This window comes from Pseudonocardia cypriaca, assembly GCF_006717045.1.
Classification (GTDB): Bacteria; Actinomycetota; Actinomycetes; order Mycobacteriales; family Pseudonocardiaceae; genus Pseudonocardia; species Pseudonocardia cypriaca.
Genome location: NZ_VFPH01000002.1, coordinates 1,171,600 through 1,189,460, shown reverse-complemented (window position 1 = coordinate 1,189,460; position 17,861 = coordinate 1,171,600). Strand labels below are relative to the sequence as shown.

Annotated in this window: 20 protein-coding genes, 1 other RNA gene, 1 pseudogene and 1 riboswitch; of the genes and pseudogenes, 8 read left to right on the top strand and 14 right to left on the bottom strand. The window is 73.1% G+C overall.

Translation table 11 applies throughout. The annotated features are described in order from the left end of the window. Nucleotides 1–3 precede the first annotated feature (3 nt). The 3 genes and pseudogenes from FB388_RS23255 (at nt 4) to FB388_RS23245 (ending at nt 2,772) form a co-directional block, all read left to right on the top strand. Nucleotides 4–864, top strand: a complete 861-nt coding sequence (locus tag FB388_RS23255) for a nitrilase-related carbon-nitrogen hydrolase (RefSeq protein ID WP_211362180.1) — start codon at nt 4–6, stop codon at nt 862–864. A gap of 116 nt (nt 865–980) precedes the next feature. Then, nucleotides 981–1,718: a zinc ribbon domain-containing protein gene (locus tag FB388_RS23250; protein WP_142104315.1), complete on the top strand. Its 738-nt coding sequence runs from the start codon at nt 981–983 to the stop codon at nt 1,716–1,718. 2 nt (nt 1,719–1,720) lie between these two features. Further along, nucleotides 1,721–2,772 (top strand): annotated as a pseudogene (locus tag FB388_RS23245) (histidine phosphatase family protein). Here FB388_RS23245 and FB388_RS23240 read toward each other — a convergent pair. Together FB388_RS23240 and FB388_RS23235 are read right to left on the bottom strand one after the other, a co-directional pair. Next, nucleotides 2,760–4,076: an MFS transporter gene (locus FB388_RS23240; RefSeq protein WP_142104314.1), complete on the bottom strand. Its 1,317-nt coding sequence runs from the start codon at nt 4,074–4,076 to the stop codon at nt 2,760–2,762. The pseudogene FB388_RS23245 and the gene FB388_RS23240 sit on opposite strands and share 13 nt — an antisense overlap. A 56-nt stretch (nt 4,077–4,132) precedes the next feature. Continuing rightward, a complete protein-coding gene (locus tag FB388_RS23235) occupies nt 4,133–4,702 on the bottom strand; it encodes a TetR/AcrR family transcriptional regulator (RefSeq protein WP_142104313.1) in 570 nt (189 codons plus the stop codon). A gap of 82 nt (nt 4,703–4,784) precedes the next feature. Here FB388_RS23235 and FB388_RS23230 point away from each other — a divergent pair, with 82 nt between their 5' ends. After that, nucleotides 4,785–5,201: a DUF4267 domain-containing protein gene (locus tag FB388_RS23230; protein ID WP_142104312.1), complete on the top strand. Its 417-nt coding sequence runs from the start codon at nt 4,785–4,787 to the stop codon at nt 5,199–5,201. Here the strand turns inward: FB388_RS23230 and FB388_RS23225 are convergent. Genes FB388_RS23225 through FB388_RS23215 form a run of 3 tightly spaced genes read right to left on the bottom strand, consistent with a single transcriptional unit; the run spans nt 5,146 to nt 7,526 of the window. Continuing rightward, the gene (locus FB388_RS23225) at nt 5,146–6,366 is read right to left on the bottom strand and encodes an RNA polymerase sigma factor (RefSeq protein ID WP_425468569.1); all 1,221 of its coding nucleotides are present in this window, start codon (nt 6,364–6,366) and stop codon (nt 5,146–5,148) included. The genes FB388_RS23230 and FB388_RS23225 overlap by 56 nt on opposite strands. Further along, nucleotides 6,360–6,731, bottom strand: coding sequence for a YciI family protein (locus FB388_RS23220; protein ID WP_142104310.1), 372 nt, complete (start codon nt 6,729–6,731; stop codon nt 6,360–6,362). Before FB388_RS23220 ends, FB388_RS23225 begins: the two co-directional genes overlap by 7 nt. A gap of 33 nt (nt 6,732–6,764) precedes the next feature. Next, complete coding sequence (locus FB388_RS23215; protein ID WP_142104309.1) at nt 6,765–7,526, bottom strand: sulfite exporter TauE/SafE family protein; 762 nt, start codon at nt 7,524–7,526, stop codon at nt 6,765–6,767. Between the two features lie 96 nt (nt 7,527–7,622). Between FB388_RS23215 and FB388_RS39570 the strand changes: the two genes are divergently transcribed. From FB388_RS39570 to FB388_RS23200, 4 genes are all read left to right on the top strand, one after another. Beyond that, complete coding sequence (locus FB388_RS39570) at nt 7,623–7,766, top strand: hypothetical protein (protein ID WP_170225798.1); 144 nt, start codon at nt 7,623–7,625, stop codon at nt 7,764–7,766. Between the two features lie 45 nt (nt 7,767–7,811). Continuing rightward, nucleotides 7,812–8,375, top strand: coding sequence for an AMIN-like domain-containing (lipo)protein (locus FB388_RS23210; RefSeq protein WP_142104308.1), 564 nt, complete (start codon nt 7,812–7,814; stop codon nt 8,373–8,375). A gap of 28 nt (nt 8,376–8,403) precedes the next feature. Next, an RNA gene (gene rnpB, locus FB388_RS23205) (RNase P RNA component class A) lies at nt 8,404–8,800 on the top strand. Nucleotides 8,801–8,840: 40 nt separating this feature from the next. Then, the gene (locus tag FB388_RS23200; protein WP_142104307.1) at nt 8,841–9,554 is read left to right on the top strand and encodes a hypothetical protein; all 714 of its coding nucleotides are present in this window, start codon (nt 8,841–8,843) and stop codon (nt 9,552–9,554) included. A gap of 18 nt (nt 9,555–9,572) precedes the next feature. Here FB388_RS23200 and FB388_RS23195 read toward each other — a convergent pair whose 3' ends face one another. From FB388_RS23195 to FB388_RS23155, 9 genes are all read right to left on the bottom strand, one after another. Next, nucleotides 9,573–10,322 (bottom strand): enoyl-CoA hydratase-related protein, encoded by a 750-nt coding sequence (locus FB388_RS23195; RefSeq protein ID WP_142104306.1) that lies wholly within the window; start codon nt 10,320–10,322, stop codon nt 9,573–9,575. A 22-nt stretch (nt 10,323–10,344) separates the two neighbouring features. After that, on the bottom strand, nt 10,345–10,551 hold the full coding sequence (locus FB388_RS23190) for a DUF7455 domain-containing protein (RefSeq protein ID WP_142104305.1): 207 nt from the start codon (nt 10,549–10,551) through the stop codon (nt 10,345–10,347). A gap of 131 nt (nt 10,552–10,682) precedes the next feature. Beyond that, complete coding sequence (locus FB388_RS23185; protein ID WP_142104304.1) at nt 10,683–11,885, bottom strand: endonuclease/exonuclease/phosphatase family protein; 1,203 nt, start codon at nt 11,883–11,885, stop codon at nt 10,683–10,685. Between the two features lie 20 nt (nt 11,886–11,905). Then, entirely contained in the window at nt 11,906–12,361 is a 456-nt protein-coding gene (locus tag FB388_RS23180) for a hypothetical protein (protein ID WP_142104303.1), read from the bottom strand. A gap of 117 nt (nt 12,362–12,478) precedes the next feature. Next, on the bottom strand, nt 12,479–12,937 hold the full coding sequence (locus FB388_RS23175; protein WP_142104302.1) for a DoxX family protein: 459 nt from the start codon (nt 12,935–12,937) through the stop codon (nt 12,479–12,481). A gap of 274 nt (nt 12,938–13,211) precedes the next feature. Further along, entirely contained in the window at nt 13,212–14,441 is a 1,230-nt protein-coding gene (locus FB388_RS23170) for a flavin-dependent oxidoreductase (protein ID WP_142104301.1), read from the bottom strand. 185 nt (nt 14,442–14,626) lie between these two features. Beyond that, a complete protein-coding gene (locus tag FB388_RS23165; protein ID WP_142104300.1) occupies nt 14,627–15,457 on the bottom strand; it encodes a pentapeptide repeat-containing protein in 831 nt (276 codons plus the stop codon). A gap of 30 nt (nt 15,458–15,487) precedes the next feature. Further along, nucleotides 15,488–16,837, bottom strand: coding sequence for an aminotransferase class V-fold PLP-dependent enzyme (locus tag FB388_RS23160; protein ID WP_142104299.1), 1,350 nt, complete (start codon nt 16,835–16,837; stop codon nt 15,488–15,490). A 42-nt stretch (nt 16,838–16,879) separates the two neighbouring features. After that, nucleotides 16,880–16,993: riboswitch (SAM riboswitch) on the bottom strand. 11 nt (nt 16,994–17,004) lie between these two features. Continuing rightward, the gene (locus FB388_RS23155) at nt 17,005–17,601 is read right to left on the bottom strand and encodes an FAD-dependent oxidoreductase (RefSeq protein WP_170225797.1); all 597 of its coding nucleotides are present in this window, start codon (nt 17,599–17,601) and stop codon (nt 17,005–17,007) included. Nucleotides 17,602–17,861 lie beyond the last annotated feature (260 nt).

Sequence of the window (17,861 nt, the reverse complement as noted above, 5' to 3'; positions counted from 1 at the left end):
CGCGTGGTGATCACCGTCGCGGCCTGCCAGATCCCGGTGCGCGTGGGGGCCGGTGACCACGCCGCGCTGGTGGCCGCCGTCCGGGAGGCGGCCGGGCGGGGAGCGCGCCTCATCGTGCTCCCCGAGCTGGCCGTGTGCGGCTACGTCTTCCGGGACGCCGCCGAGGCACGCGCGGCCGCCCAGGACCTGGACGGGCCGACCGTCACGCTGCTGCGGGACCTCTCCCGGGAGCTGGGCTGCGTGCTCGTGTGCGGGTTCGCCGAGCGGGGTGCGGACGGCGCGGTCCACAACGCGGCCGTGCTCGTGGAGGACGGCGAGGTGCGCCTGCGCTACCGCAAGGTGCACCTGTGGGACCGGGAGTCGGAGCTGTTCGTACCCGGGGACGCGCCGCCGCCGGTCGTCGACACCGCGGTGGGCCGGGTGGCGGTGATGGTCTGCTACGACCTGGAGTTCCCCGAGTGGGTGCGGCTCGCCGCGCAGGCCGGCGCGGAGATCGTCGCGGTGCCGGTCAACTGGCCGCTGCTGCCGCGGCCTGCGGGGGAGCGCGCGCTGGAGGTGGTCAAGGCGCAGGCGGCCGCCGGGACCTACCGCGTGCACGTCGTCGTCGCCGACCGCTGCGGCCGCGAGCGGGGCGTCGAATGGATCGGGGGCAGCCTCGTGTGCGCGAGCACCGGGTACCTGCTCGCAGGCCCGGCCACCCCGGAAGGCGCGGTGGCGGCGCCCGCCGTGCTCACGGCGGAGCTCGACCCGGCCGAGGCCCGGGACAAGAGCGTCGGTCCCCGCAATGACGCCCTGCGTGACCGCAGGCCGCACCTGTACCTAGAGGGCGCCACCTACGGAGGTTCAGGAAAGCCACTTTCCTGAACCTGCAGTACAGGAACGTGGCTTTCCTGAACCTCCGGCCACCCGGGGCGCCCGCGGAGCGAGGGTGGCGCGGGGCGGTAGCGTCGGGGTCCGCATTCGCCCGGAAGGACCTCCTCGTGAAAGCCGACCCCGCCGTCCAGCGCCGGCTGCTCGACCTGGCCGAGGTCGACGCCGAGCTGTCGCGGCTCGCGCACCGCCGCCGCACCCTGCCCGAGCACGCCGAGCTGACCGCAGCCGAGGCCGCGGTGCGGGAGGCGAAGGACAAGCTCGTGGAGGTCGAGACCGCCGCAGGCGACCTCGATCGGGACATCCGCCGCCTGGAACGCGACGTCGACGGCGTGCGGTCGCGCACCCAACGCGACAACCAGTTGCTCGCCGGGGCCGGGATCAGCGCGAAGCAGGCGGCCGACCTGCAGCACGAGCTGGAGACCCTGGCGCGCCGGCAGGCCGTGCTGGAGGACGAGCAGCTGGAGATCATGGAGCAGCGCGAGGCCGTCGGCTCGGACTTGGAGCACTCCCGGGTCGTGCTGGCCACCGCTGAGCACGAGCTGGCCGCGGTCACGGAGCGCCGCGACACCGCCCTCGTCGACATCGACACCGCCGAGGCCGGTCGCCGCCGCGCCCGGGAGGAGGTCGTCGTGACGATCCCGGCCGACGTCCTCGCCGCCTACGAGCGACGCCGCGAGCAGCACGGGGTGGGGGCGGCGGCGCTGATCGCGCGGCGCTGCCAGGCGTGCCGGCTGGAGCTGGACCGCACCGCGATCGCGGAGCTGAAGGCCGCACCCGCCGACGACGTGGTGCACTGCGAGGAGTGCGGCGTGATCCTCGTGCGCACGGAGGCGTCCGGGCTGTGAAGGTGATCATCGAGGCGGACGGCGGCTCGCGGGGCAACCCCGGGCCTGCCGGCTACGGCGCGGTCGTGCTGGATCCCGACACCGACGAGGTGCTGGTCGAGCGGGCGGAAGGCCTCGGCATCACCACCAACAACGTGGCCGAGTACCAGGGGCTGATCGCGGGCCTGCGCGCCGCCGTCGAGCTGGGAGCCACCGAGGTCGACGTCCGGATGGACTCGAAGCTGGTGGTCGAGCAGATGAGCGGGCGCTGGAAGATCAAGCACCCGGCGATGCAGCCGCTCGCGCAGGAGGCAGGCCGGCTCGTCCGCGAGATCGGTTCGGTGCGGTTCGAGTGGATCCCGCGGCTGCGCAACTCCCGCGCCGACGCCCTGGCCAACCAGGCGATGGACGCGCAGGCCGCCGACCGGTGACGATTGCGTCCTGGACCGGGCAGGTCGGCACCCCGACCCGCCTGCTCCTGCTGCGCCACGGGCAGACCGAGCTGTCGGTGCAGCGGCGCTACTCCGGCCACGGGGATCCCGAGCTCACCCCGCTCGGCCACGCGCAGGCGGCCGGGGCGGCCGCGCGGCTCGCGCGCGTCCCGGACATCGCCGCCGTGCTCACCTCGCCGCTGCGGCGCGCCCGCCAGACCGCGGGCCTGGTGGCCGCCGCGACCGGAGCCCCGCTCGTCGTGCGGGAGCGGCTGATCGAGACCGACTTCGGCAAGTGGGAGGGCCTCACCTTCCTCGAGGCCCGAGCCCGCGACCCGCAGCTGCACGCCGAGTGGCTCGGCTCCGAGGACGTCGCCCCGCCCGACGGCGAGAGCTTCGCCGCGGTGGGCAGGCGGGTGGCCGTGGAGCTCGCCGACGTACTGCGCGAGTACCCGGGTGCGACGCTCGTGCTGGTCACGCACGTCACGCCGATCAAGATGCTGCTGCGCGACGCCCTGCAGGCCGGCCCGGGCGTGCTGTACCGGCTGCACCTGGACCTCGCCGCGCTGTCGATCGTCGACTTCTACCCGGACGGCGGCGCGAGCGTGCGACTGGTCAACGACACCGGTCATCATCCGGCCTGAGCGCCCCGCACCGGGTCGTCCGTGCGCAGGCCCGTGCGCACGGTCTCGGTCATCAGCGCCGAGCAGGTCAGCGAGATCAGCGCGAGCACGGCCACGTATCCCGCCACGGCGTACAGGCTCCCGGTTGCGGCGACGAGCGCGGTGCAGATCAGCGGTGCGAACCCGCCGAAGATCGCCGCGAGCTGGTAGGCGAGCGAACTGCCGCTGTAGCGCATCCGGGTGCTGAACATCTCCGCGAAGTACGCCGACTGCGGCCCGTACACCGCGCTGCGGCAGGCCTGCACGACCAGGCCGCCGAGCAGGAACAGCCAGATGTTCTCGCTGCCCACGAGCAGCACGTACGGCACCGCGAACGCGGCGAGCACGGCCATACCGGCGAGGAACAGCCGCCGACGGCCGATGTGGTCCGACAGCAGGCCGAACGCGATGATCATCGGGATGTCCGAAGCGCTCAACGCGGCGTTCGCGTTGAGCACGGCGGTCCGCTCGTAGGTCAGCTGCGTGGTCGCGTAGGAGACGAGCCAGACCGAGCCGACGTAGAACGTCGAGTGCGTGGCCACGAACGACCCGGCGGCGAGCGCGATCTCCTTCGGGTAGGTGCGGATCGCGTCGAGCACCGGCATGCGGGCGGCGGCCTTCGCGTCCAACGTCTCCTGGAAGACCGGGCTCTCGCTGACCGTCAGCCGGATCCACATGCCCACGGCGATGAGCAGGACGCTCGCGAGGAACGGGATCCGCCACCCCCACGCGAGGAACTGCTCGTCGGTCAGGCTGGCCGAGAGCACGGCGAACGCGCCGGTACCGAGCAGCAGCCCGAGCGGGACTCCGACCTGGGGCCAGCTGCCGTAGAAGCCGCGCCGGTGCGACGGTGCGTGCTCGACCGACATCAACGCGGCGCCGCCCCACTCACCGCCCACCCCGAAGCCCTGCGCGAAGCGCAGCAGCACGAGCAGAACCGGGGCTGCCACGCCGATCGTGGCGTAGCCAGGGAGCAGACCCATCAGCAGCGTCGCCGCACCCATGAGCAGGAGCGAGTACACGAGCATCGGCTTGCGGCCGATGCGGTCACCGAAGTGCGCGAAGACCGCGCCGCCGACGGGGCGGGCGATGAAACCCACCGCGAACGAGCCGAACGCCGCCAGCGTGCCGGTGAGCGGGTCGAACTCCGGGAAGAAGACCTGGTCGAACACCAGGGCGGCGGCGGTGCCGAAGATGAAGAAGTCGTACCACTCGATCGTCGTGCCGACGAGACTCGCCAATGCCACCTTGCGCGAGGTCCGGAGGGCAGGGGTGGGAGCGGTCATGGTGACTTCCTTGTCGCCGGCCGGTGGCAACTGATTGTGCCCGATTCCGCCCCGGTTCACCCGAGATGGGAGACGAGCAGGCGCAGCCGCTCGTCCTGTGCCTCCGGGGGGAGCCGGCCGCTGCTCGTGAGGGACACGAGGCCGTGCAACGCGCTCCAGAACACCTCGGTGCGCAGGTCGAGGTCGTCCGGTCCGGTCGCCGCCTCGAGGCCGTCGCGGAGCGCGGCGAACGCCTCGTGCAGTGGCGCCGGGGACGCCGGATCGGCGAACGGGTAGTCCGTGGCGAGCTGGAACATCGCCTCGTAGAGCGCGGGACGGTCGGTGGCGAACTGCAGGTACGTGCGGGCGACCGCGGCTGCGGCCGACCGGGTGTCCGACGCCGTGGCGACGCGCTCCCGGATCCGCTGCGCCAGCTCGGTGAACCCCTGCAGCGCGACGGCACCGACGATCGCATCCTTGCCGGAGAAATGGCTGTAGAGCACGGGCTGGCTGTACTCGATCCGCTCGGCCAGCCTGCGGGTGGTGACGGCGTCCCAGCCTTCGGCCTCCGCGATCTCGCGGGCCGTGTCGATGATCAGCTGATGGCGTTCGGCGCGCTGGCGTTCCCGGCGGGTGGCGGCACTCACAGCTCCGGATTCTAGCACCGCTAGCAATTCAATCGTCGCTAGTCTAGCTTCGACAGAGAAGCTAGCAGTGCTAGGAGGAGACATGTGGTTGCACCGGATCGCCCTGGTCGTCGCCGGGCTCATCGGCGTCGGGATCATCTTCATCGGGCTCAGGTTCCTGCTGGACCCGGCCGCGGCCGCGGTCGCGTTCGGGGTGCCGGCGCCTGCCGCGGACGATCCGTTCCTGGCCGTGAAGGGGGTGCGGGACATCGGCAGCGGGCTGATCCTGCTCACGCTGCTCGCGCTGCGCAGGCCCCACGTCCTCGGCTGGGTGACGCTGGCGGCGAGCTCCATCCCGATCGGTGACGCCCTGATCGTGCTGGCCAACGGTGGCCCGGCGTACGCGGCGTACGGGATCCACGGCGCCACCGCGGTCGTGGCGATCGCGACCGCGGCCGTCCTGGTCAGTGGGCGAGCCGGGCGGCCTGTGCCTCGAGGTAGCGCTGCTCCGGCGCACTGAGCGTGCCGCGGGCGGCCAGCCGGAACTCGACGGCTGCGGCGTCGCGGTCACCTGCGGCTTCGAGCAGGTGGGCGCGCACGGCGTGCAGTCGGTGGTGCCCGGCCAGCGCCGGATCGGCTGCCGCCGCCGTCAGCTGCTCGAGCGCCGCCAGTGGCCCGCGCACCTCGGACACGGCGACGACCCGGTTCAGAGTGACCATCGGCCCGGGGGCGAGGACCTGCAGGTGGTTGTAGAGCGCGAGGATCTGGGGCCAGTCGGTGTCCTCGGCACGAGCGGCCTCGTCGTGCACGGCGGCGATCGCGGCCTGCAGCTGGTACGGGCCGATCGGAGCGGAGGCCAGTGTCTCGCTGATCAGCGCGGTGCCCTCGGCGATCGCGGCGGCGTCCCACTCGCGACGGTCCTGCTCGGGCAGCGGCACGAGGCTGCCGTCGGGGGCGGTGCGTGCGGCGCGGCGGGCGTCGGTGAGCAGCATGAGAGCCAGGAGGCCCGCGACCTCGCCGTCCGCGGGCAGCATGGCGCGCAGCCGGCGCGTGAGCCGGATCGCCTCCGCCGTGAGGTCGACCCGGTTCAGCTCCGCGCCGGAGCTGGCCGTGTAGCCCTCGTTGAAGATCAGGTAGAGGACGTGCAGCACCGCGGCGATCCGCTCGGGCTGCTCGGCGGGCGGCGGCATCCGGAACTCCGCGCCGGCGGCCTTGATCCGCTGCTTCGCCCGGCTGATCCGCTGCGCGACGGTCGACTCCGGCACCAGGAACGCGCGGGCGATCTCACCGGTGGTGAGCCCGCCGACGGCGCGCAGCGTGAGCGCCACCTGCGACGGCGGCGTGAGCGCGGGATGGCAGCACAGCAGGAGGAGGGTGAGGGAGTCGTCGACGGCGGGCGCCGGGTCGGAGGGGGCAGGCGTCAGCGCGAAGACGTTCTCCTCGCGCCGCCGGCGCGCCGACTCCGAGCGCCACATCTCGATGCGCCGCCGGGACGCGGTGGTGATCAGCCAGCCCTTCGGGTTGTCCGGCACCCCCTCGGCGGGCCACTGCATCGCGGCGGCGAGCAGGGCCTCCTGCACTGCGTCCTCGGAGGCGTCGAACCCGCCGTGCCGCCGGACGACCGCGACGAGCACCTGGGGCGCGAGCTCCCGCACCAGCTGCCCGACGTCGGTGGGTGTCACCACTCCGCGACGTCCAGGCTCCGGGCCGGGCGCACCTCGACCAGGCCGAGCGACGCCTCCGGGAGCTTCGCCGCGATCTCGACCGCCCGCTCCTCGCTCGCGACGTCGAGCAGGTAGATCCCGGCGAGGTGCTCCTTCGCCTCGGCGAACGGCCCGTCCGTCGTGAACGTCCGCCCCTCGTCGACGCGCACCCGCTTCGCCGTGGTGTGGTCGGCGAGCGCCTGGCTGGCCACGAGCTCGCCCGAGGCCTCCAGCTCGGCGTCGATCCCCGCGTAGTACGCGAGGCCCGCACCGCGCTCGGCCTCGGAGAACTGCTCCCACAGCTTGCGGGAACCGGCGTTGCTGTAGATCAGGACGACGTATTTCACGGGCCGGAGCGTCGTGCTGCGTCCGTGGGTGCGTCAAGGGTTGAGGAGCAGGTAGACCCCGACGGTCAACCCGAGCAGCACCACCGCGGCGCGCAGCACCCGTTCCGGCGAGCGCCGGGCGACACGTGCGCCGACGTAGCCCCCGACGAGCGTGGTGGGGGCGAGCACTCCGACCGCGAGCCAGTGGACCGGGGCGCCGATCGCGAAGTAGACGACGGTCACCGTGGCCACCACCAGTGACAGCAGTCCTTTCAGCGCGTTGAGCCGCACGAGGGAGTCGTGGGCGAACAGCGACAGCGTCGCGATGAGGATGACGCCGAGCGCCCCGCCGAAGTAGCCGCCGTAGACGGCGGCGAGGAACACGGTGGGCAGCAGGGTGGCGAGCCGGTCCGGTGCGCCCGGGGTGGGCGCGGTCCAGCGCCGGATCAGCGGCTGCAGCGCGAACACCGCGCTCGCGAGCAGTACCAGGGCCGGCACGACCGCGTCGAACACGGCGCTGGGCAGCACCAGCAGGAGCGCGCAGCCGACGGCCGAGCCGGCGGCCGACACCACGGACGTGAACATGATGCGCCTGCCCTGGCCCCGCAGATCGCGGCGGGCACCCGCGACGATGCCGAGGTAACCCGGCCACTGCGCGATCGAGTTCGTGACGTTGGCGGCGAGCGGCGGTAGGCCCACCGCGAGCAGCGAGGGGAACACCAGCAGGGAACCGCCACCGGCAGCGGCGTTCACCGCCCCGGCCACCAGACCGGCGACGAGGAGGAACGCCAGCGAGCTCGGGGACGTGTCGACCACGGGCCAACGGTAGTTGCGGCCTGCGGCGGATCTCGGGATGCGCGGTCCGCGTCACGCGTGGTGCGCACGACACCGGTGCGGGCGCAGGATGGGCTCATGCCCGACGACGACAGCGGCGACGTGGTCTGCTGGCTCGGCAAGCTGTGCCCGGAATGCGGGGCCATGCCCAGCGAAGGGGACGAGCGCTGCTGGCGGTGCGGAGCGGAGCGACGGCCGGTCGACGAGCGCGAGGCAACCTGAGAGCACGGGTGAACGTCCTCAGGTCACACGACCGAGGAGGTCGCCATGTCCCGCACCCTCCGCCGCCTGTTGACCGTGGTGCTCGCCCTCACCGCGGTGGCGCTGCCCGTCGTGGCAGCCACGGCTCCGAGGGCGGTCCCCGCCGCGACGACGTCCTGCGCCACGCCGTGGGGGAGCACGTCCGAGTGGGTCGAGCCGCTGGGTGCCGCCCCGCTGACCGCCGTGCGGACCGGCCGCCACGACTGCTTCGACCGCGTCGTGTTCGACCTGGCCGGCCCCGCAGCCGGATACCGCGTGGAGTACGTGGACCAGGTGTTCCAGGACGGGTCCGGCGCCGTGCTCACGGTGCCCGGCGGGGCACGGCTGCTCGTGAACGTCAACCACCCGGCATACGACGACGCCGGCAACCCGACGGTCGTTCCCGTGCCCGCCGCCGGGCAGGAGGTCGCCGACCTGAGCGGCTACCGGACGCTGCGCTCCGTCGTCTACGGCAGCAGCTTCGAGGGCGCCACGACCTTCGGCGTCGGCGTGCGCGCCCGCCTCCCGTTCCGGGTGTCCGTCGTCGAAGGATCCCGCGTCGTCGTCGACGTGGCGCACCGCTGGTCCTGAACCGCCCCGAGTAAACTGCGCAGGCGGACGAGCTGGCCGGGCGACCGCGTCGACGGGCAACCGTCGCCGAGGAAAGTCCGGACTCCGCAGGGCAGGGTGGTTGTCAACGGCAACCCGGGGCGACCCGCGGGAAAGTGCCACAGAGAACAGACCGCCTCGCGCAACCGCGCGGGGTAAGGGTGAAACGGTGGTGTAAGAGACCACCAGCACCCCGGGTGACCGGGGTGGCTCGGTAAACCCCACCCGGAGCAAGGTCAAAAGGCTCCCGCGCGCGGGAGCTGCGCAGGCGTTCGAGGGCGGCCCGTCCGAGCCTGCGGGTAGACCGCTCGAGCCCGCCGGTGACGGCGGGTCTAGATGGATGGTCGCCGAACGGAGCGCCGCGAGGCGCCCGGGAACAGGATCCGGCTTACAGGCCAGCTCGTCCGCCCCACGCCTGTGAGCTGAGCGCCTGGTTAGGGTCAGCCCGTGGCTCCCGAACCCCTGCCGTTCACCGGTGACGAGCTGACGGTGCTCCGCAGCCACGGATTGGCGTTCTTCGCCGACCGGGTGATCTACGAGGCGCAGCCGCCGATCAGCGCGAAGTCCCTCGCCTACGTCGAGTCGGTGTGCCCCGGCCCCATCCCGGAGGCGGTGCGCGAGCTGTGGAGCGTCACCGCAGGCGGGCAGCTCGACTACGACTTGACGGTCACCGTAGAGGGACGTCCGGCGGCGTTCAGCTGGACCGAGCTCTTCTACGACGGCAGCCCCGGATACCGCGACCTCCACGAGTGGATCGACTTCCAGGTCGAGCTGGTCCACGAGGAAGCGGCGGCCCGCGGGCTCGCCGGCCAGCTCGACGCGCTGCCGATCGGCGGGTTCGAGTACCTCGAGCGGGTCTACGTCGTGGCCGACCCCGATTCGCCCCGCTACGGCTCCGTGGTCGCCTGGATGAGCGGCGCCCCGGCCTGGACCGGTCTTCCCGGAACGAACACGGCCACCGCGCTGGCGCCGGATCTGCACAGCGCCTTCGCCCGCCTGCGGATCGACTCGAACCCGATCCGGGACGGCGAGCTCGACGTCAAGGCCTCCACGGGGGTCGAGCTCCTCGGGTACCTGGAGTCCCGGTGCGAGGACGACGGGCTCCCCCGCGAACTGGCCGAGCGGGTCCAGGACTTCTACCTCCGAGCCGCCGTCGCCTGACCGTTGCAGCGCTCGCCGTCAGGTTCCCGTCCAGCGGGCGGCGCGCTTCTCCAGGAACGCGGCCACGCCCTCGACGGAGTCGGCGGAGGCGCGGGCGCGGTCGCGGGCGACGCCGGTCTCGGCCCAGCCCTGCTCGTCGCCGGTGTCGTAGGCCGCCTCGATCGCGCGCAGCGTCTCCCGCACGGCGATCGGCGCACGGGACGCGATCCGCTCCGCCATGACGAGGGCTTCGGCCACGGCGCCGCCGGACTCCGTCAGCCGGTTGACCAGGCCCAGCTCGTACGCGCGTGTGGCGGGCAGCGGGTCGCCGGTGAGGAGCAGCTCCCGCGCTACGTTGAGGGGCAGGGCGCGCGGCCCGCGGAACAGGCCGCCGCACTCGGCTATCAGGCCGAGCCCGACCTCGGGGAAGGAGAACGTCGCCGAGCGCGACGCCACGATCATGGTGGCGGAGAGCGCGACCTCGAACCCGCCGCCCGCGGCGACGCCCTCGACCGCGGCGATGACGGGCTTGCGCATCCGGCGCCCCGCGATCCCGTACGGCCCGCCCCGCTCGGTCGGCTCGCCGGCCCACGCCCTGATGTCCGTACCCGCCGAGAAGAAGTCCGGCCCGCCGGTGAGGACGGCGACCAGGGCGCCGTCGTCGTCCTCGAACTCGTTGAGCGCGGCGTCGAGGGCCGCGGACATGGTGGCGTCGAACGCGTTGCGCTTCGCCGGCCGGTCGAGGGTGAGGAGGCGGACCGCGTCCCGTTGCTCCACCCGCACCGTCACGGGCCGAACATAGTCGCGAGATTCAGAGGGCGGAGCGCAGGCCTGCGCCGATCTCGAGGAGCCGGGCGGCGTGCATGCGGGCGTGGTGACCGCAGAAGTGGAGCTCGCCCCCGGTGGCCAGCGTGACCCTGACCAGAGCCCCTGCACCGCACCGGTCACAGCGTTCCGGCCGGGCGAGCGGCGCGGGCACGGCGGGGTCGCGGTTGCCCGCGGGTGTCGCGGTGTTCATCGTCGACCACCTTCCGGTGAGCTCGTCACCCGCAAGGGTTCACGTGGCGAGGGCCTCGGGCCATCCGGCTGGCACTACGACCGCATGGCGCAGGTCCGCCGGTGCGGATGGAGGCTGTCCCCACCCGTGACTCAACCGGTCGGGGCCGGGCGCAGCCGGAGCTCGGCGACGAGCTGGGCGTGGTCGGACGCGATCCGGTCGCGGTCGTCGTCGCTCAGGCGGCTGTCGAAGAGGTGGTCGTTGAAGTAACGCACGTTCGCGACCTCGCCGATCCGCTGCGGGTTGCGGTCGTAGAACTCCTGGCTGACCAAGATGTGGTCGAGGTTCTCGTAGCGGCCGTTGAAGATGTGGGTGTAGCTGACGTCCCGGCCGGCCAGCCGCGAGTTGATCTCGTGCGCCGAGTACAGCACCCGGTCCCAGTAGGCGGGCTTCTGATTGGGCCGCGGCCAGAACCGGGACGGCTCGTCGCCCATCACGATGTCGGTGGTGACGGCGCGGGCGCCGTCGTTGAGGTCCCCGAGCACCACCGCGGCCCGCGTGTTGCCGACGATCTCGTCGAGCACGAGGAACCGCAGCGCCGCCGCCTCGGACGCCCGCCGGATGAGCGACCTCGCCTTTCCGAGCGCCTCCTCGCGCGGGTCGTGGTCGTCGGCGCCGTCGGCCAGGATCGGGCGCTTGGACTTCAGGTGCACGACGAACACCGTGACCTCGCGCGTCTCGTCGAGGCGCAGCCGGGCCCGCAGCACCGGCCGGCTGAAGTTGCCCACCGGCAGCGCGACACCCTCGGCTGCGACGTCGACGCCTGCCGGGAACGTGTCGATGGTGGTTGCCGCCTCCGTCACGGGAAGCCGGGTGGCCAGCCCGAGCAGCGGCCCGCTCGCCCCGTCCGCTCCCGGTGCCACGACGGTTCCGGCGGCGTAGAGGCCCGATCGCTTGCACACCTCCTGCAGCGCCTCCACGTGGAACACCTCCTGGAAGCCGACGACGTCGGCATCCATCCGGCGCAGCTGCTCCGCGATCCAGTCGGCCTTCCGGTCGAACTCGGCCAACGAGTAGGGCCGGTCGTCCGGGTAGAAGGTCTCGCCGGGCCGTGCGAGGTTCAGGACGTTGAACGTGCCCACCTTGATGTCCATCGCGCCTCCCTGGGGCATGTCGACGCTCGCCGACGGTAGGCCCGGCGTTACGCCCCGCGCTCGCTGCGGCCGTGGGTGGAGTGCGAACTTCTGGTGAACTGCGAACAGGTCCTCGGGGACAAGATCGACCGGCCCGCCGAGGCAGTGGCGGGCGTGCTCGGGGAACGCGACGTCGAGGCCGGCGAGCTGGAGCGCGGTCACCGTGACTCAACTATGGCGGATCAGGGCGCCCAGAGGTGCGGGTAGTACTTGGGGCAGACGCACTTCGGGTCGTCGAGCGGCGGGTCGATCACGGAGGACGTCAGCGCGCCGAGCGCTGCTTCGATCGCGACCGCGGAGGCGACCGCCCGTGCGCTCACCTCATACGGCTCGTCGGGGTCGGACAGCCTGAGCTCCAGGCGGCCGGGACGGGCCGAGGCGAACGCGCTCTCGCCTGCGATGCGGACGTGTCCGAGTTCCGTGAGCCCGAGCGCCGCGAGGACGGCGCCCAGCTCCTGCTCGGTCTCCGCCCGCAGGGCGAGCCGGAGATCATCACCGTCGTCGTGGTGGCCGCCGGACGCCCGGCACATCCGGAACCACCGCAGCCGGGTCGCCCAGTCGCGCAGCTCCCTCGGCGAATGCCTGCGGTAGAGGTAGGCGTTCCAGCGCCGATTCTCGTCGCTCGCCCCGTCGGTCATGGGAGCAACGGTCGCGGATGGAGATGTCACGCTCCTTTCACGGACATCTCGGGCCGCTTCCGATCAGACAATTTTCGAAGTGCGCCACCATCTCCCTGGTCGAACTGGGCACTCGACCTACCGGCCGGCCGTGACCCTGGCCCTCCGGCGGGCGATGATCAGGTGGTCGAGCCCGAACCGGCCGGAGCCGACCACGGCGAGCACGAGGCTGAGCAGACCGATCATGATGGCCAGCTCTGGCCCGTTGTGATCCATGGAGAACAGCGGGCTGGTGTGCACGAGTACCCATGCACCCACCATGTTCAGCGCCATCAGGACACCGACGATCGGCACCGCGAGGCCGACGATCATCGCGACGCCACCGACGAACTCGAAGAGGACGTTGACCGGCCCCGAGATCTCCGGTAGGGGTATGCCGGACTGCGCGAACAGCTGCCCGACCCCGGCCAGGCTCCCGCCGGCGAAGTCCCATTCGAGCTTCGCGTGCGCGATCATGATCACTCCGAGGCCGATGCGGGCGAGGAGCAGAACGACGTCCCGGATGCCCCGAACGCCCGGGGAGGTTTCGACGGTCATGGTCGGGTCCTTTTCTCGCGTGGGTGGACGACCTCTCTATGACCTTGGAGTAGCCGACAACTCATCGCTAGTGCGATCACCGAAACCACTTGGCCGACGCGGTCCGACCGGGTCGGGGGGCGTCAGGCCCGCGCTGCGGAGGACGGGCGGGGTGCGGCGACTGCGATCCCGCGCCCGCGGCGCACAGGACCACCGTCCACGCGACCGTCGCCCCGGTAGACGTGTGGTCGGCGATGGCTCGCCCTGCTGGCCGCGGGCGGTCGTGCGTGAGCGCTCAGGACCGCGGTGCGGCCACGGACGCGGCGGCGTAGCTCTTCACGATCGACTCGAGCTCGGCCGGGTCGATCACGTCGTCGAGGCGGTCAAAGCCGTCGGGCGCGCGGCGCTCCACCTCGTCGATCACCATCTCCGGTCCGCCGATCCGGTTGCGCAGCACGATCTCGCTCGTGGCCGGCAGCCGTTCGTCCTGGTACGCGGTGAGCGCGGTCTCCGGGTCGGCGCCGGAGGTCAGGTGGCGGGTGAGCGCGACGGCGTCGAGCACGGCCTGGCCCGCGCCGTTCGACCCCATCGGGTACATGGGGTGGGCGGCGTCGCCGAGGAGGGTGACGCGGCCGTGGCTCCACCGAGGCAGGGGGTCGCGGTCGCACATCGGGTACTCGTAGAACTCCGGTGTGGCCGCCACCAGGCCGGGCAGGTCGAGGTGCGGGGTGTGGAAGCGCTCGACGTGCGGGGCGAGCTCGGCCCGGTCGCCCGTGCGGGACCAGTCCTCCCTGCGGCGCGGCGGGTCGCCCGGCTCGCCCGTGCGGATGCAGATCGCCCAGTTGGTGAGCACGGTCTCGGGCGAGCCGCCCCGGCCGATCGGGTACAGGACGAGCTTGGCCGCGTTGCCGCCGGCCACGATCATCGAACGGCCGGTGAGGAACGGCGGCCAGTCGGTGGCGCCGCGCCACATCAGCACGCCGTTCCAGCGCGGCGGGCCCTCCTCGGGGAAGAACGTGGCGCGCACCGTGGAGTGGATGCCGTCCGCGCCGATCAGCACGTCGCCCGAGCGCTCACCGAGCGGCTCCCCGTCCGGGGCGGTGAACCTGACGCGGACGCCGTCGCCGTCCTGTTCGAACCCGGCGAACCGGTGTCCGGTGTGCACGGCGCCGGGGCCGAGGCGCTCCTGGACGGCGCGCAGCAGCACCCCTTGCAGCCGGCCGCGGTGCACCGACAGCTGCGGGACGTCGAAGCCGGCGTCGATGCCGCACTGCCGGTGCATGATCACCTGGCCGAGGCGGTGGCAGTAGAACAGCTCCTTCGTGCGCACCGCCACCTCGTCGAGCGCGTCGAGCAGGCCCAGCCCGGCCAGCGGCCCGACGGCCAGCGGCAGGGCGTTGATCCCGACCCCCAGTTCCCTGATCTCGGGGCTGCGCTCGTAGACCTCGCACTCGATCCCGGAATCGTGCAGGAACAGGGCAGTGGCGAGCCCGGCGATGCCGGCCCCGACGATCAGCACCTTCACGATCACCGACGCTAGCGGCGCCGGGGGACGGGCGGAACCCGCTTCGGCGGTCTGAAACCGCCGGAAAACCGACACGGAGGAGTCGCCGGTCCCGTCCCCGATCGACTTCACAGACCCAGCCCGCCCTTCACAGAAGGCCCGCCCTGTGTGAAGTCCGCACGGGCTCTGTGAAGTGACGCGGGGGTTCAGCGGCGGGCGCGGCCCCTCGGCCTCCAGTGGGTGGGGCGCGTCAACGGCGGCGGGATTCGCGTGGTCGTGTCGCCTCTCGCGGCCGTCAGCTGCGCGGGGGTCAGGAAGAGGGTGTTGCGGAGGTCGGCGCCTGCCAGGTCGGCGCCGCGGAGGTCCGCGCCGAGGAGGTCGGCACCCCGCAGGTCCGCTCCTCTGAGATCGGCGCCGACGAGCAGGGCGCCGCGGAAGCTCGCCCGGCGCAGGTCGGCGCCGCGCAGCCGGGCCCCCAGCAGCTGGGCGCCGCGGTGATCGGGGGCCGGACGGGCGGCTCGGGCCCGGTCGCTCACCCGTCCCAGCAGGTCGGCGACCGACCGCCGGTGCGCCTCCACGTCGAGCGCCGCGAGCTCGTCGGGGGTGCCCCCGGCGAGCCGCTCGGTCGTGGCGATGGCATCGTCGAGCGCGTCCGAGAGCGGAGCCGCCGCCGGGAGTGCGCGCGCCTCCGTGAGGTACCGCAGCAGCTCGTGCAGCACCCGGACCACCGGGAACACCGCGAACATCGAGTCGGCGAGCTCCGGGTGGCCGCGCCAGTCCCGGCCGCCGAACGTCACTTGCACGACCTGCTGCCCGGCGCCGAAGCAGTCGTAGACCGTGCAGCCGGGGTAGCCGGCCTCGCGCAGGCCGGTGTGGATGCCGCAGCGGAAGTCCGCCTGCAGGTTCCGGCAGGGCGTGCCGGCGGGCTTGTCGGCGGCGAAGTCGGCCGACGCCGCGAACGGGAGGGCGACGCAGCACAGGCCGGCGCAGCGGGAGCAGTCGGCGGTGAGGCGGTCGGCGCTGGTGGGAATGGACATCAGCCGCCATTGTCCACTCACGGGTCGAGGTCAGTGGCCGCAGCCGGGGAGCGTGGCGCCCGTCGGGCTGCCGATGCCCAGCGGGTCGGTCTCGCGCGGGTCGGGCACCGGGCTCCAGCGGCCGTCGACCACGGCGTAGTCCCAGCCCGGCCCGTCCGTGACGAGCCACTCGACGGCGTCGACCAGCCGGTCCACGTCGTCGACCGTGGAGCCGAGGCCGAGGCTGGCGCGCACCGCGCAGCCGTCGAACGTGCCGGCGAGGCGGGAGAGCAACGGGTGGGCGCAGAACTTGCCGTCCCGCACGCCGATGCCGTGCTCCGCCGAAAGGTAGGCCGCGACGCGCCCGGCCGGGTGGCCGTCGACCACGAACGTGCAGACCGCGACCCGGTCGGTGCTGTCCGGCCAGATCCGCAGCGTCCGGACCCCGGGCAGCGCGTCCAGGCCGGTCTCGAGCCGGTGCAGGAGCGCGGCCTCGTGGGCGGGGTCGAGTGCGCCGGGCAGCACCCGGCAGGCCTCGGCGAGCGCGGCGGCGCCGAGGACGTTGGGGGTGCCGGCCTCGTGCCGGTGCGGCGCGGGGGCCCACGACACCTCGGTGGCTCCGCCCTCGTCGGGCGCGGTGACGGCGTGCACGGCCCCGCCGCCCGCCAGGTACGGCGTGGCGACGTCGAGCCAGTCGCGGTGCCCGACGAGCACCCCGGCGCCGTAGGGGGCGTAGAGCTTGTGCCCGGAGAGCGCGACGTAGTCGATGCCGCTGGCCGTGATGTCGATGCTGCGGTGCGGCGCGAGCTGGGCGGCGTCGACGACCACGCGGGCGCCTGCGGCGTGGGCGAGCGCCGCGATCTCCTCGAGGGGCAGCAGCTCGCCGGTGACGTTGGACGCCCCGGTGACGGCGAGCAGGGCGGGCCGGTCGGCGAGGAGGGCGTAGCGCAGGTCGGCGAGCGTCTGCTCGACGGTTCCGGCGGCCCGCAGCACCCGGCCGGGGCCCCATGCGAGGAGGTTGGCGTGGTGCTCGACGTCCAGCCGCAGCACCGGGCCGGGCACGCAGCCGGCCAGCAGGTTGAGCGCGTCGGTGGTGTTGCGGGTGAACACCACGACGTCGTCCGGGCGGGCGCCGACGAACCGGCCGACGGTCTCCCGTGCCTGCTCCAGCACGTTGGTGCAGACCTGGGAGGCGTAGCCGGCGCCGCGGTGCACGCTCGCGTAGTAGGGCAGCAGCGCGGCGACGTGGTCGGCCACGGCGGTGAGCGCGGGGGCACTCGCGGCCAGGTCGAGGTTGGCGTAGCGCACGTGCTCACCGGTGACGAGCGGCACCCGCAGGTCGGCGCCCGTGACGGTCGCCGGGGCACAGGTGCCGGGACGGGCGGACAGCACAGCAGTCATCGAGGTCCTCCGGACCCACTCTGTGGACCCGGACGGATGTCGGGTCCGCGCTTGCCGGCCGTGGTTGCACGGCGGCCTGGTCGTCACCCGGAGCACCCCACCGCGGAGGAGGGTTGCCGGCCAGCGAGCCGGGGCTTGACGCTGGCGCTCTTGACCTGAGGCGGAGATTACGGGCGGCCGGAGTGGTCGGTCAAGCCGATCTCCCCGACGGTGGCCGTGAGCGCGGGCACGGCGAAGCAGCCGGGGGTCGCGACCGTGACGATCGACGCGGCCGGGTCGACATCGAGGGTGGCCGGGCCGGCTCCGGCCAGCACGACGCGTGCGGCCGACCAGGTGGCGGTGCGGGTGCGGACCAGCGCGCCACCGGCGGAGCCGTCGATGGTGAGGACCTCGTCGCAGTGCCGCAGCTGCGCTCCCCACGCGGTGGCCGCGGCCGTGAGCGCGGCCGTCGCCTGGTCGGCCCGCACCTGCCGGACCCCGTCGACGACGTGCAGCAACGCGGCACCGGTCGCCTGCTCGACCTGCTGCCAGAGCCGGGTGGCGAGCCTGCTGGAGAGCCCCGTGTCGGTCCACGGTGCGGGCCCGGCCGCCCGCCAGACCACGCCCGCCGGCCGCCGCTCGAGCAGCGTGACGGCGAGGCCGCGGCGGGCGAGGTGCCACGCGGTGGCGGCACCCACGGCGCCCGCGCCGATGACGGCGACGTCGGTGGGGATGGGCGGGGCGTCGGTTGGCGTCGGGTCCAGCAGGCTCGGTGGACAGGGCACGGCGGCCTCCAGCTCTCCCGGTCAACGGAACATCACGGTAGGCGGCCGGGCCCGGGCCGTGTCAACGAACGGACATTTCCCCGGCGAATCTGTCCGGTCATTTCGCGGTTCTCGATGGCAATCGACACACCGCTTGAAAAACGGTGCGATCGCTACGTAAGTTCGAGGAGCAATCCCATCCAGAGCGGCCGAGAGACCCGGATCGACGACGCCGCAGCAACCCCCCGCGGAAGCGGGAGCGGGTGCTACCGCCGGGAGCG